Source organism: Streptomyces sp. NPDC045287, assembly GCF_056432325.1.
In genome coordinates, this window is the sequence record NZ_JBWKJG010000014.1 from 1 (window position 1) to 13,841 (window position 13,841).

Consider the following 13,841-nt stretch of genomic DNA (forward strand, 5'->3'; position numbering starts at 1 on the left):
TGCACAACCTCGCCCTCGCCGGATAGGCCAGTGGGCCGCACGGCAGCCAACCATGCCCGAGGCGACCCGCAGATCATTTACGGGACAACCCTTAGCTAACAAAAAAGCCTCCAAGAACGCGTACGGAGCAGATTGGCCGTTCCGAACCAGGGCCGTTTCAGGCCCGGTCGACGGATCCGTCGCTCCGGCGTGTGAGGAGCGACACAGAGAGCTAACCGTTGTGGCGTGCCGGTCGCCATGACGAATTACCTGGACTCAACTCCGCACCAAACTGACGAATTGACCGTTTCTTTACTTTTGGGGTCTGCCTCCTCGCCTCTACGGTGAGCGGGTGGAGCGTGAGAAGAACGACCGCCTGCACAGCTGGTTGTCTGATCAGGACCTACGCGCTTATGAGTTGGCGGAGCAGGTCAATGAGGCGATCCGAGTGTTCAGCGGCCAACCGGGGAAGGCCACGGAGAGAACCGTCTTCCGGTGGTTGTCAGGCGAGAACCGATGGCCGCAAGCGCGCTTTCGCAAGGCATTGGAGCAGGTCACGGGGTTGTCCATCACCGACTTAGGGTTCGTCCCTACAAGTCGCCGTGAGTCGATCGCGGCCGCAGCACGGCAGGAGGACCCCATGTACCGTCGTCACTTCTTCGGAGTCGCCACCGGTACCGCACTTGCTCTCGGAGCTGCTGGTCCTTCGGTTGCAAGTCGTCCGACGGTGGGACTGCGCGATGTCGAGTATCTACGTGCTGAGTTGATGAAGCTCTGGCGGCTGGACGACCAGCACGGCGGCAGCGTCACTTTGGAGGCAAAGGCCGCTTCTCTGGCGCAGCGGACGCTCGGCCTTCAACGCAACGGCAGCGCCCATCAACGCATTCGCTCCCGGCTCTACGCCCTCGCGGCTGCGTTCACCGCCACCGCCATGTGGGCGGCGGTCGATTCTCGACGGATGCGCGACGCCCAGCGCTACCTCGATGAGGCGGTGAAGCTGGCTGGTCTGTCCGGTGACGGTGAGGTCCAGCACCAGACCTGGCGCTATGCAGCGATGCTCGCGACCCAACGCGGTGATTACACCGAGGCGATGGCCGCCTCGGAAGCCGCCATAAGTACACAGGCGCACCGTGCCGATCACCTGTACAAGTCGATCTCACACAGCCGACTTGCTCTGTCCGCTGCCAATGCCGGCGAACAGACACGCGCCAAACGAGCGCTGGACAGGGCCATCGCGGCATTCGACCGTGCCGATCCCGAGACAGGACGTTCGGCGAGCGTGGCCTACTACACGCGCGCCGAGCTGCACGGCCTGACCGGCATCGTTCACTACCGGCTCGGTGATCCGGAGCTGGCCGAATATCACGTTCATCAGTGCCTGGCGGAACTCCGCCAGGACCAGCACCGCAACCGGGCGTACTACACCGCTCAGGCCGCCTTGTTCCAAGCTGCGCAGGGAGACCTAGAGCAGGCAGTCGACACTGCCGCACGCGTCATTCCGCCTGCCGATGCCGCATCAGGCCGGATCCCACACCTGCTCGGCACGTTCACGTCCGCGCTCAACATGAAGGCCCCCGACGCGCGCGTCACCCGCGACTGGAACAGGCGGGTCCGCGGCACCCAGCACCCGTAACCACACATCCGAGGAGCCTGTACCTGTGAGCCAGACCCCGGCCGTCACACTTGTCCGCTACGGCATCGAGCAGTTGCCCTCCATCCGTCCTACGCTGGTCAGCCTGTACGGCGAGGTGTACGAGAAGGAGATCACCGAGGACCCGTTCTTCTCCGTCGAGCGGTTCGAGCAACGCCTCCAGGGCCACTCCTCCCGGCCCGGATGGGAAGCCGTCGTCGCCTATGACGGCGGCGAGGCGGCCGGGTACGCGTACGCGGCCCCCCTTCCGGAGCGCACGGGCTGGTGGTCGCACATGCTCACACCGCTACCGGACGAGGAGATCCGCGAGGACGGGACGCGGACCCTGGCCCTGTTCGAACTGATGGTGCGCGCTCCGTGGCGGAAGACCGGCCTCGCCCAGCGCATCCATGAAGAACTGCTCACCGGCCGTCGGGAGGAACGGGTGACCCTCCTCGTGGAACCCGGACACCCCAAGGTCAAGGCGCTGTACGAGCGTTGGGGATATCGCCACATTGGCGACCAGCAGCCTTTCCCCGACGCCCCGGTCTACGCCACGATGCTGAGGAACCTTCGCTGAACAGGGCGGCTCCCGACCTCTGGCGGCGGCCGTGTCATGTTTCGGCGTGCCCGCCAGCACGATCCTGACCTTCAAGCACTCGCTCCGGGCCATCAGAAGCCTCTGTTCTGCTCGTCGGCTCTGCCTCGTTCTCTGGTTTCATCTCGGGTGCACGAGACGGTGAGTTCGGTATCTGACGCGAGCAAAACGTAGGACGGCCCGCTTTCCCCAGCCCATATCCGGGGAGGCGGGCCGTCCTCGTACAGCCGTACCCATGGGCGGATCGGGGCGTGTCCGCCGTGACCGGACGGCGGGAAGGCTGTACCGGCGTGGCGCGGCCCCATCAGGGCGCGGAGCGGAATGCGGCGAACTGACGGGCGGCACCGCAGGACGCGCGGGGCCGCACGGGCACAGCTATCCGGCAGGCCGTACGGGACAGTTGCTCGCCCGGTTCGGTGATGAGTGGCCCCTCCCCGGGCGTCCGGGAACAGGGCCGCCCACGTCTTCGGTTTGTCCGGCTGGCCGGGTCACCGCCGAGCGGTCTACATCATCGGAAGGTCTGTGCCGCCGCACCAGCTGTAGGGGCGGGAGGCAGGCACTGCGACGAGGTTGCCCACGGCGAGGCCGGGTGCACTCGACGTTGCGCCGGTCGCACGGGAGTCGTCGTGGTTGACACAGGTGTTGCCTCCGGACGGCCCGAGGCCGGCTCCGATGCCCCCTGCGTACGCATGGCCTGCGGTCGCCCCCAGAGCAGCGGCGGCGAGCGCCGTGGCTGTCAGCGAGGAACGTACGGTTCGGTGCACCTGATGTCTCCTTCGGTCGGCTCCGTGACTTCGTGCCGCCCAACGACCCTCATACACCTCGGTCACACCATGCGGTAGTCGGCTTGACGCACAAACGCGCGAGCGACGCGTCAGTCACGTCAGGAGACCGACCGCGTGGCTGACGTGCCACCACATGCCGCCCACTGCTCCCCGAGACCGAAAGGCCCGTTTTCCGGCAGGTGACAGAGGCGGAAGCCTTTCCTCGCCTTCCATGCCAAGGGACGTACTGTCGGGGATCGTCCGGCGGATAAGCGGAACCATCGTTATCGCCAATGATTGCTCGATTGGCCCCGAGGTCGGATACCACCGCATCCAGACCGGTCTTGCGGACCGTCTCGACCAGCAGCACCGCACGGCCTGTGCGACCACTCCGCGACCGCCGCCCTCGACGGGGACACGCGGGTGCAACCCGACACGCCTACTCACCTGGAGAGTGCTTCCTCCCATACAGCCAACAGGACCCTAGGCAAGTCCCGTCGTTGCAGGTCAGAAGTGCTCTCCGTTTATTTGACCAAGGCATGGACGAGCGCGCTCGTGAATGTGCGAGACCAGCGGGCCCGAGAGAGTCCGCCAGTCGTCCGGCGAGGCCCGTCCCGTCACCGTGGGACGGGCCCGCGTTCAGGCCGCTGCTCCCCGGCTCCCGGCCAAGGAACGCGAGCTCGCGCAACATCTCCAGCAGTTGGCGGCCTGATGGTTACGCGGTTTCCGCGTGGACCCATGACAGGTAGGCGTCGGAGCCGCCGGTCACCGGGATGGTGATCCATTCGGGGACGTCGTAGCTGTGCTGGTCGGCGACCCAGGATTGCAGTTCGGGGAGTCGTGTCGTGGTCGTCTTGTAGGAGATGCGCCATTCCTGGGCGGTCTCGATGGCGTTCTTCCACCAGTAGACCGCGGTGAAGGGCGGGTCGATGTGTGCGCAGGCGGCCAGCCGCTGCTCGACCGCGCCGCGGGCGAGGGCCTTCGCCTGCGCCTCGTCGTCGATGGTCGTCTGAGCGATCACGATCTCGCTGCCCATGAAGACTCCCTCCCGGGTAGGTGGGTGACGACCCTACCGGGGCACAGTGGCTTCGGCGCGGCGACCGTCCGCCCGGCGGGGAGGTCCGTCCGCCGTTTTCCGTATGGGCAGGCGTGGTTCCCCGGCCCTTCGGGCCCGGACCGCGGCGGGACGCGCGGGTGCCGGGGGCCGGTGGGGGTGGAAGGGCGCGGGGGCGGCCGTACCACGGTCCTACTCGGTCCCGCACGCCCCTGCTCATTCCCGCACGATCTTGCTCGGTCCCGAACGGCTTTGCTCGGCCCTGCTCGGCCTGCTTGGCCTTGCGCGCCCCTGCTCGGGTCGCCCTCGGTCCCGGAGCCGTCCGGCCTGAGCGCGCCCCACCGGGCCGGGTGCTCAGCCGGCCGTCGTCACCCGGTCCAGCAACCCGTCCGCGACCGGGTACGGCTCCTCCCGCGGCAGCAGCCGCCGCGCCGCGTCCAGGTCTCCGGCGCGCACCAGGGCGTGGACCTCGCGGGCGAGCGGGGTGACGTCCGTGAGGGAGACCGTCCACTCGTCCGCGTACCGCCGCGCCGCCTCACCGGCGAGCCCCAGTTGGAGCGAGCGGTACGGCAGCGGACGCAGGCGCAGGTCGCGCTCGGGGTCCCACTGCACGCGCGCCGGCGCCTCCCGCAACTCCCGCCGCCAGCTCTCCCGGTCGGCGTGCAGGCGGGGTTCGTAGTGCGACAGGCAGGCGCGGCGCAGCGCCCACTCGAAGCCCGCGCGGCTGATCTCGACCGCCAGCACGGTCTCCTGGCCCTCCTTCTCCGCCCAGCCGCAGCGGTACATCATCCACAGGAACGACGGCTTGATCCACGTCATCCGGTCCCGCTTCCAGGAGGCCGGGAACCGCCCGTCGCGGGCGGCGGGCAGACCGATGGCGGGGGAGTACGCCTGGTAGACGGTGACGGTCGAGTCCGTGTGGAGCGCGCGGACGCGCTGGTGGGGTTCCTGCACGGCGCCAGGATGCCCGCCCCGCGCCCCGTCCGGCCACCGTGTTTACGCGTACGTCCCCGTGGACCCGGCCCGCCTTCGAGAAGCCCCCTGTCCCGGGTGTTTCCCCCGAGGTCTCAACTAGGGAAAGACTCCCGCCGAATGCTGTTGCCGATCTTGCCCCGCCGACCGGAAGTGGACTATACCTGTCGGCACCCACACGGCCGCTCGCCCGAGCTGCGGTGCGGGTGCGCGACCCTCCTGCACGAACCGGTAAGACCCAGCTGCGACAGACCGCGGTGGCGGGGCCCTTCGCCTGAGGCGAGCGGTACGGGCGACCGGCGCACCGCCCGAGTCCTGGAGAAGGCGAGGACGTGAGCATGGGATCCACCTCCGCCCGCGACGACGGTTCCACCCCCGAAGGCACCGGGGGCCACGCGGGCCCCGGCCGCCGCGATCTGATCAGGCGGTCCGCCGCCCTCGGCCTGGTCGCCGTCCCCGCGATGGGCTTCCTGTCCGCCTGCGCCACCAGTGGCGGTGGCGGCGCGAGCGACGGCACGACGGCCGCCGCCGGCGAGAAGACCGACAAGAACCCGCTCGGAGTGAAGGAGGGCGCCCCGCTGGAGGCGTTCATCTTCAAGGGCGGGCTCGGCGACCAGTACGCGAAGGACGCCGAGGCCGACTACAAGGCCACGTACAAGGCCGAGGTGAAGCACACCGGCACCCAGCAGGTCGGCCCCAAGCTCACCCCGCGCTTCGCCGGCGGCAACCCGCCCGACGTCATCGACAACTCCGGCGCCGACCACCTGGACATGAACAAGCTGTCCACGCAGGGCCAGCTCCAGGACCTCGCCGCGCTGCTCGACGCCCCGTCCCTCGACGACCCGGCGAAGAAGGTGCGGGACACGATCCACCCGAGCACCATCGAGAAGGGCAAGCACGGCGACACGTTCGACGTGCTCTACTACGCCTTCACCATCTACGGCACCTGGTACTCGCAGAAGCTCCTCGACTCCAGGGGCTGGACGTACCCGAAGACCCTCGACGAGATGGTCGCGCTCTGCGGCGAGATCAAGAAGGCCGGCCTCGCGCCCTGGACGTACGCGGGCAAGTATCCGTACTACGTGCACTTCAACCTCTTCGCCCAGATCGCCAAGATCGGCGGCATGGAGAAGTGGATCGCCATCGACAACCTGGAGCCGAACGCCTGGACGTCGAACGACGGGGTCCGCCAGGTCGTCGAGCACTACGAGGAACTGGCCGCGAAGAAGTACTTCCTGGAGGGCAGCCAGGGCCTCACCCACATCCAGTCGCAGACCGCCTGGACCAAGGGCAAGGCGGTCTTCCTCCCCAACGGCTCCTGGGTGGAGAACGAGTCCGCGCCGACCACCCCGGACGGCTTCGGCATGTCGGTGGGCGCCCTCTTCGACGGCGGTGGCGGCGACAAGCTGCCGCACGGCACCCTGCGCGCCGAGCCGAGCGAGCCGTACATCGTCGCGGCCAAGGGCCGAAACCCGATCGGCGGCATGGAACTGCTGCGCATCATGCTGTCGAAGAAGCACGCGCAGAACTTCGCGACGAAGGTGAAGTCGCTGACCTGTGTCGTGGACGCCACGGAGGGCATGACCCTCTCACCGGGCCTCGCCTCCGCCAGCAAGGTCTTCAAGGAGGCGGGGGAGAACCTGATCAGCCTTCAGCTCCAGGAGTGGTACCCCGCGCTCACCGACGAGAAGATCGGCGGCCTCACCGGGCAGTTGCTCGCGGGTGAGCTGAAGGCCGCCGACTGGATCAAGAAGACCCAGGCGGAGGCCGACAAGGTGGCGAAGGACAGCTCCGTCACCAAGTTCAAGCGCACCGCCTGACCGGGCCGGCCGCACGACCGCCGAGGCACCGAGGCACCGACGGAACGACGGAACGAGGGGAAGGGCCGGAAGCCCCATGCAGCACGGCAAGTACCGATTCATCGCGGGCTTCCTGGCCCCGCCCCTGCTCATCTACGCCGTCTTCGTCGTCTCGCCCTTCGTCCAGGCCTTCCAGATCTCGATGACGGACTGGTCGGGGCTGGTGGGCACGGCCCGGTTCGTCGGCGTCGACAACTTCGTCCGGCTGTGGCAGAGCGACGAGTTCTGGAACGCGCTGCGGCACAACGTCTCCATGCTGGTGTTCGTCCCCCTCGTCACCCTCGCCCTGGGCCTGTTCTTCGCCTTCATGCTGAACGTGGGCGGCAAGCGGCGGAAGAACGAGGTGGTCACGGGGGTCACCGGGTCGCGCTTCTACAAGTTCGTCTTCTTCTTCCCGCAGGTCATCTCCATCACGATCATCGCCGTCATCTGGTTCAACATCTACAACCCGGACCCCGACGACGGCATGCTGAACTCCCTGCTCGGCGCGGTCGGCCTGGACGGGCTGCAGAACGCCTGGCTGGGGGAGAAGAGCCTCGCGCTGTGGTGCATCAGCGCGGTCATGGTCTGGGGCCACGTCGGCTTCTACGTCGTGCTGTTCTCCGCCGCCATGGCGTCCATCCCGCGCGACATCTACGAGGCGGCCCTGCTCGACGGCGCCGGCCGCTTCCACACCTTCTTCCGGATCACGCTGCCCCTCCTGTGGGACACCGTCCAGACGGGCTGGGTGTACATGGGCATCATCGCCCTGGACGCCTTCGCGCTGGTCCAGATCATGTCCGTGAACATGGGCGGCCCGGACGGGGCGACCGACGTCATGCCGCTCAGGCTCTACCTGACGGCGTTCCGCGACAGCCAGTACGGCTACGCAGCGGCGATGGGCGTCGCGATGCTCGTCGTCACGATGGCCTTCGCCGTCCTCACGCTGCGCTTCGCGCGGCGTGAGCGGATCGAGTACTGAAGGGGGAGGCCCATGGCCACCGACGAGATCGTGAAGGCGGACGGGCCGGTCGACGGGGGGCGGGGCCCGCGCGTTCGCGGCGGGGCGCCGCGGCCGGCCGCCGCGCGCTCCTCCGAGGGCGGGGTCCTCAACGTCTTCTCGCACGGCATCCTCGTGCTGTGGGCGCTGATGGTCGGCGTGCCGCTGCTGTGGGTGATGTGGAGCGCCTTCAAGGACAGCAACGGCATCCTCACCGACCCGTGGGGGCTGCCGACCGTCCTGCACTGGGAGAACTGGTCGAACGCCTGGAACGAGGCGAACATGGGCCGGTACTTCGTGAACACCGCGATCGTGGTGGGCGGTTCGGTCGTCGGGACGATGGTGCTGGGCTCGATGGCGGCGTACGTCCTGGCCCGCTTCACCTTCCCCGGCAACCGGCTCGTCTACTACCTGTTCGTCGCCGGCATGTCCTTCCCGGTGTTCATGCTGGTGATCCCGCTGTTCTTCGTCATGCGGGACTTCCCGGGCAGCTCGCTCCTCGCGACGTACCACGGGCTGATCCTCGTCTACATCGCGTACTCGCTGCCGTTCACCGTCTTCTTCATGACGGCGTTCTTCCGGACCCTGCCGACCTCGGTGGCCGAGGCGGCGATGATCGACGGGGCCTCGCACACCCGGACGTTCTTCCAGGTCATGCTGCCGATGGCCAAGCCCGGACTGATCAGCATCGGGATCTTCAACTTCCTGGGGCAGTGGAACCAGTACCTGCTGCCGATGGTGCTGAACCAGCAGGAGGACATGTACGTCCTCACCCAGGGCCTGGCGATGATCGCGCTCCAGCAGGGGTACGAGAACGACTGGGGCGCGCTGATGGCCGGGATGGTGATCGCGATGCTGCCCGTGCTGGTGGTGTACGCGGTCTTCCAGCGGCAGGTGCAGGCGGGGCTGACGGCCGGCGCCCTGAAGTAGCTACGGATCGTGAACCGCCCGCCGGGACGCAGCGGCCCCGGCGGGCGGTTTCTTTGTGCCAGGTTTCCGACATATCGGATTTCCAGCGACATTAGCCGCTCATCGGAGCTTCGTGATGCTCAAGGTCTTGACGGAGGCCAACGCGAAACGCTCAGCTTAGAGTTCACATGTTGGAGAAAACGGCAGGAGTGAGAGAGTCGATGGAGACTCCGGGGTCGCAGACGTCTCTGCATCGCGCCAACCTCGAGCGGGTCGTGCGCGCCGTCCGCATGGCCGGTTCGCTCACCCAGGCGGAGATCGCCAGGGCCACCGGGCTGTCCGCCGCCACGGTCTCCAACATCGTGCGGGAGCTGAAGGACGGCGGCACGGTCGAGGTCACCCCGACCTCCGCGGGCGGGCGCCGGGCCCGCAGCGTCTCGCTCAGCGGCGACGCCGGGATCGTCATCGGCGTCGACTTCGGCCACACCCACCTGCGGGTCGCCGTCGGCAACCTCGCCCACCAGGTGCTCGCCGAGGAGTCCGAGCCGCTCGACGTCGACGCCTCGTCCGCCGAGGGCTTCGACCGGGCGGAGCAGCTGGTCAAGCGGCTGATCGAGACCACCGGCATCGGACCCGGGAAGGTGATCGGCGTCGGCCTCGGCGTCCCCGGCCCGATCGACGTCTCCTCCGGCACGCTCGGCTCCACGTCGATCCTGCCGGGCTGGACCGGCATCAACCCCAGCCGGGAGCTCTCCGCCCGCCTCGGCGTCCCCGTCTACGTCGACAACGACGCCAACCTCGGGGCCCTCGGCGAGCTCGTGTGGGGGGCGGGCCGGGGCGTGCGCGACCTCGCGTACATCAAGGTCGCCAGCGGCGTCGGCGCCGGCCTCGTCATCGACGGGCAGATCTACCGGGGGCCCGGCGGCACCGCCGGGGAGATCGGGCACATCACCCTCGACGAGTCGGGCCCCGTCTGCCGCTGCGGCAACCGCGGCTGCCTGGAGACCTTCACGGCCGCGCGGTACGTCCTGCCGCTGCTCCGGCCCGGGCACGGCCCCGACCTGACCATGGAGCGGGTCGTCCAGCTCGCCCGCGAGGGCGACCCCGGCTGCCGCCGCGTCGTCGCCGACGTGGGCCGCCACATCGGCAGCGGCGTCGCCAACCTCTGCAACCTGCTCAATCCCAGCCGGGTCGTCCTCGGCGGCGACCTCGCGGAGGCCGGCGAGCTGGTCCTGGCGCCGATCCGCGAATCCGTGTCGCGGTACGCGATCCCCAGCGCGGCCCGCCACCTCGCGGTGGCTCCGGGCGCCCTCGGCGGACGCGCCGAGGTGCTGGGCGCCCTCGCCCTCGTACTGAGCGAAATGGGCGATTCGACCCTTCTGGACAACGCTTCCCCGGCGCACGGCCGGGTGACTACGCCTGCGTTCATTTAGATAACGCATGGCACCGTTGTCATCTCGTTAAGAATTTACTCCTTGACGACAGCGTGGCGGCCGAGTTGACTCACGTCCACCTCGGCCGCAGTGTCGCGGCCTCGTCAGGGAGGCAACCCCAATGAACGCAATGACGCGTCGCGTCGTCATAGGTACGGCCGCGGTCTCCATGGCCGTGTCCCTCACCGCCTGCGGCAAGGCGGGAGACGGCGACGCCGCCGCCGGCGGCGACAGCAAGACGATCGGTCTGCTCCTTCCGGAGAACAAGACCACGCGTTACGAGACCTTCGACCGCCCGATCATCGAGGCGAAGATCAAGGAGCTGTGCTCCGACTGCGAGGTCAAGTACAACAACGCCGCGCAGGACACCGAGACCCAGAAGAAGCAGTTCGACGCGCTCGTCACGCAGGGCGTCAAGGTGATCATCCTCGACGCGGTCGACTACAAGGCCACCAAGTCCTGGGTGCAGCAGGCCGAGAAGAAGGGCGTCAAGGTCGTCGCGTACGACCGGCTCGCCGAGGGCCCGATCGCCGCGTACGTCAGCTACGACAACGAGAAGATCGGCCGCCTCCAGGGCGAGGGCCTCGTCAAGGCCCTGGGCGACAAGGCGAAGGACGCCAACGTCGTCATGATCAACGGCTCGCCGACCGACCCGAACGCCCCCCTCTTCAAGAAGGGCGCGCACAGCGTCCTCGACAAGCAGGTCGGGAAGATCGTCTACGAGCAGGACATCCCGGACTGGTCCCCGGACGAGGCGAACAAGAAGATGGGCGCCGCCATCGACTCCCTCGGCAAGGACGGCTTCCAGGGCGTCTACTCCGCCAACGACGGCATGGCCGGCGGCATCATCACCGCCCTCAACAAGCAGGGCGTCAAGGTCCCGGTCGGCGGCCAGGACGCCGAGCTCGCCGGTCTCCAGCGCATCCTGAAGGGCGAGCAGTCCTTCACGATCTACAAGCAGATCAAGCCGGAGGCCGAGACCACCGCCGAGATCGCCGTGGCGCTCCTCAAGGGCGAGAAGTTCGACCACCTCACGCCGACCAAGGTCACCAGCCTCACCGGCGAGTTCACGAACATCCCGGCGAAGCTGTACGACGCGCAGATCGTGACCAAGGACAACATCGCCGACACGGTCGTCATGGACAAGGTCTACAAGGCCGCCGACATCTGCACGGCCGAGTACAAGGCCGCGTGCGAGGCCGCCGGCATCAAGTAGCCGGTCCCTCCCCTCCCCCCCCACCGCGCACAGGGCCCCTCGCTCCGGGCCCTCGGGTGAGGCCCGTTCGACCCGGGCCCCCGCAGCCGGTCCGGCGCCCACCCCGCGCCACACGCCCCGCAGCGGCGGGCGGGCGCCGGACTCCCCTCGCACCCCTGTGCCCACGCACCACCATCCCCGCCCGCGGGCGGGTGAAGGAGATGATTCACGTGTCCGCTACGCCCGTGCTGGCGTTGCGCGGAGTCTCCAAGCGGTTCGGCGCCGTCCAGGCGCTCACCGACGTAGACCTGGAGATCCACGCCGGTGAGGTCGTCGCCCTCCTCGGCGACAACGGCGCCGGCAAGTCGACCCTCGTCAAGACGATCTCGGGCGTCCACCCGATCGACGAGGGCGCCATCGAGTGGCAGGGCCGCCCGGTCCGGGTCACCCGGCCGAACGACGCCCAGGAACTCGGCATCGCGACCGTCTACCAGGACCTCGCGCTCTGCGACAACCTCGACGTGGTCGCCAACCTCTTCCTCGGCACCGAGGTGCGCCGCGCCTCCGTCCTCGACGAGATCGCGATGGAGAAGCGCGCCAAGGAACTCCTCGACACCCTCTCCATCCGCATCCCCAGCGTGCGGATCCCGGTCGCCTCCCTCTCCGGCGGCCAGCGCCAGGTCGTGGCCATCGCCCGCGCCCTGATCGGCGACCCGAAGATCGTCATCCTGGACGAGCCGACCGCCGCCCTCGGCGTCGAGCAGACCGCGCAGGTCCTCGACCTCGTCGAGCGCCTCCGCGAGAACGGCCACGGCGTCATCCTCATCACCCACAACATGGCCGACGTCAGGGCCGTCGCCGACCGCGCCGCGATCCTGCGCCTCGGCCGCAACAACGGTGTCTTCCGCGTCAAGGACACCTCGCACGAAGAGATCATCGCCGCGATCACCGGCGCCACGGACAACGCCGTCACGCGCCGCCAGGCCCGTACGGCCTCGAAGGAGGACGCGAAGTGAGCGACCTCACCAAGACCCCCGGCCGCGACCCCCGGGCCGCGGACGGCGCCGATCGGCCGGCCGCGCCGGCCCCGGCCGTCGACCCGCGCCTCCTCGTCCGCGAGGAGGGCCTCAAGGGCTACTGGAGCGAGTTCACCCGCAAGGTGCGCGGCGGTGAGCTGGGCTCCCTGCCGGTCCTCGTCGGCCTGATCGTCATCGCGATCGTCTTCCAGTCGCAGAACGGCAACTTCCTGTCGGCCAGCTCCGTCGCGAACATCGCGGTCTACAGCTCCGGCCTCGGCATCATGGCCGTCGGCATCGTCTTCGTCCTCATCCTGGGCGAGATCGACCTGTCCGTCGGCTCCGTCGCGGGCGTCGGCGCGGCCGTGTGGGCCGTCCTCAGCGTCAGCAACGGCCTCAACGACTGGCTCGCCGTCCTGCTCTCCGTCCTCGCCGGCCTCGCCCTCGGCCTGCTGCACGGCTTCTTCTTCGCGAAGGTCGGCGTGCCCGCCTTCGTCGTCACCCTCGCCGGCTTCCTCGGCTGGAGCGGCCTGCAGATCTGGCTGATGGGCAAGGAAGGCTCCATCAACACGCCGACCGGCAGCATCGTCGAGAACCTCACCGGCTACTACTTCGAGGACAAGGCCGCCGCCTACGGCCTCGCCCTCTTCGCCGTCCTCCTCTACGCGGGATCGCTCCTGCTGGACGTCAAGCGCCGCCGTGCCGCGGCCCTGCCGTCCCGCCCGACCAGCGAGATCCTGCTGCGCGCCGGCGCCGTCGCCGTCCTCTGCTTCGCCGTCGCGTACGTCCTGAACGAGCCCGCCGGCGCCCGCGGCCTGCCGCTGGCCCTGGTCCTGTTCCTGGCCGTCCTGGTCGTCGCCGACTTCGTCGCCCGCCGCACCACCTTCGGCCGCCAGGTCTTCGCGGTCGGCGGCAGCGCCGAGGCGGCCCGCCGCGCCGGCATCAACGTGGACCGCGTCCGCATCACCGTGTTCGGCCTCTCCGGCCTGCTCGCCGCGTTCGGCGGCCTCTTCGTCGCCAGCCTCTCCGGCGGCGCCACCAAGAGCCTGGGCGGCGGCAACACCCTGATGCTCGTCATCGCGGCGGCCGTCATCGGCGGCACCAGCCTCTTCGGCGGGCGCGGCAAGGTCTGGTCGGCCCTGCTCGGCATGATCGTCATCCAGTCGATCCAGCAGGGCCTCAACATGCTCGGCATGGCCAGCGAGATCCAGTACATGATCACCGGCGCGGTGCTCCTCGCCGCCGTCGTGATCGACTCGATCTCCCGCCGCACCCAGAAGGACGCGGGCCGCGCGTAGCGGCGCAGATCACCCCCGCAGTGCCCGGCGTCGAGCAACCGGCGCCGGGCACCGCCGCGTCTGGAGGAACGTGGCCGGCGCCACCGCCTCGCCGGTCCCGCCCGGGTGCACCGGCGCCCCGCCGTGTCGGCCGTTCGGTGCGACCCTCGGAGCGC

The 13,841-nt window shown here is 68.9% G+C and carries 12 protein-coding genes; 9 read left to right on the forward strand and 3 right to left on the reverse strand.

The window, feature by feature from the left end:
• Positions 1–331: 331 nt before the first annotated feature.
• Both AC07D6_RS22560 and AC07D6_RS22565 read left to right on the forward strand, forming a co-directional pair.
• Positions 332–1,612, forward strand: a complete 1,281-nt coding sequence (locus AC07D6_RS22560; RefSeq protein ID WP_479046960.1) for a Tat pathway signal protein — start codon at positions 332–334, stop codon at positions 1,610–1,612.
• 25 nt (positions 1,613–1,637) lie between these two features.
• The gene (locus tag AC07D6_RS22565) at positions 1,638–2,189 is read left to right on the forward strand and encodes a GNAT family N-acetyltransferase (protein ID WP_479046961.1); all 552 of its coding nucleotides are present in this window, start codon (positions 1,638–1,640) and stop codon (positions 2,187–2,189) included.
• 521 nt (positions 2,190–2,710) lie between these two features.
• Here the strand turns inward: AC07D6_RS22565 and AC07D6_RS22570 are convergent.
• The 3 genes from AC07D6_RS22570 to AC07D6_RS22580 all read right to left on the reverse strand — a co-directional run bounded on the left by AC07D6_RS22570 (position 2,711) and on the right by AC07D6_RS22580 (position 4,979).
• On the reverse strand, positions 2,711–3,037 hold the full coding sequence (locus AC07D6_RS22570; protein ID WP_479046963.1) for a chaplin family protein: 327 nt from the start codon (positions 3,035–3,037) through the stop codon (positions 2,711–2,713).
• Between the two features lie 649 nt (positions 3,038–3,686).
• Positions 3,687–4,007, reverse strand: a complete 321-nt coding sequence (cutA, locus tag AC07D6_RS22575; protein WP_479046964.1) for a divalent-cation tolerance protein CutA — start codon at positions 4,005–4,007, stop codon at positions 3,687–3,689.
• Positions 4,008–4,379: 372 nt separating this feature from the next.
• Positions 4,380–4,979, reverse strand: coding sequence for a DUF4291 domain-containing protein (locus AC07D6_RS22580; RefSeq protein WP_315877339.1), 600 nt, complete (start codon positions 4,977–4,979; stop codon positions 4,380–4,382).
• A gap of 356 nt (positions 4,980–5,335) precedes the next feature.
• On the opposite strand from AC07D6_RS22580, the gene ngcE reads away from it, so the two are divergent.
• The 7 genes from ngcE (at position 5,336) to AC07D6_RS22615 (ending at position 13,686) form a co-directional block, all read left to right on the forward strand.
• The gene (gene ngcE, locus AC07D6_RS22585) at positions 5,336–6,817 is read left to right on the forward strand and encodes an N-acetylglucosamine/diacetylchitobiose ABC transporter substrate-binding protein (protein ID WP_479046966.1); all 1,482 of its coding nucleotides are present in this window, start codon (positions 5,336–5,338) and stop codon (positions 6,815–6,817) included.
• Between the two features lie 76 nt (positions 6,818–6,893).
• Complete coding sequence (locus AC07D6_RS22590) at positions 6,894–7,817, forward strand: carbohydrate ABC transporter permease (RefSeq protein ID WP_479046968.1); 924 nt, start codon at positions 6,894–6,896, stop codon at positions 7,815–7,817.
• A gap of 12 nt (positions 7,818–7,829) precedes the next feature.
• Positions 7,830–8,765, forward strand: coding sequence for a carbohydrate ABC transporter permease (locus tag AC07D6_RS22595; RefSeq protein WP_315877336.1), 936 nt, complete (start codon positions 7,830–7,832; stop codon positions 8,763–8,765).
• A gap of 200 nt (positions 8,766–8,965) precedes the next feature.
• The gene (locus tag AC07D6_RS22600; protein WP_315877335.1) at positions 8,966–10,177 is read left to right on the forward strand and encodes an ROK family transcriptional regulator; all 1,212 of its coding nucleotides are present in this window, start codon (positions 8,966–8,968) and stop codon (positions 10,175–10,177) included.
• A 121-nt stretch (positions 10,178–10,298) separates the two neighbouring features.
• Positions 10,299–11,393 carry a substrate-binding domain-containing protein gene (locus AC07D6_RS22605; RefSeq protein ID WP_391653143.1) on the forward strand — a complete coding sequence of 365 codons (1,095 nt, stop codon included), beginning with the start codon at positions 10,299–10,301 and terminating at the stop codon, positions 11,391–11,393.
• 200 nt (positions 11,394–11,593) lie between these two features.
• Positions 11,594–12,388, forward strand: coding sequence for an ATP-binding cassette domain-containing protein (locus AC07D6_RS22610; protein ID WP_315877334.1), 795 nt, complete (start codon positions 11,594–11,596; stop codon positions 12,386–12,388).
• Positions 12,385–13,686, forward strand: coding sequence for a sugar ABC transporter permease (locus AC07D6_RS22615; protein ID WP_315877333.1), 1,302 nt, complete (start codon positions 12,385–12,387; stop codon positions 13,684–13,686). Before AC07D6_RS22610 ends, AC07D6_RS22615 begins: the two co-directional genes overlap by 4 nt.
• The last annotated feature ends 155 nt before the right edge of the window (positions 13,687–13,841 follow it).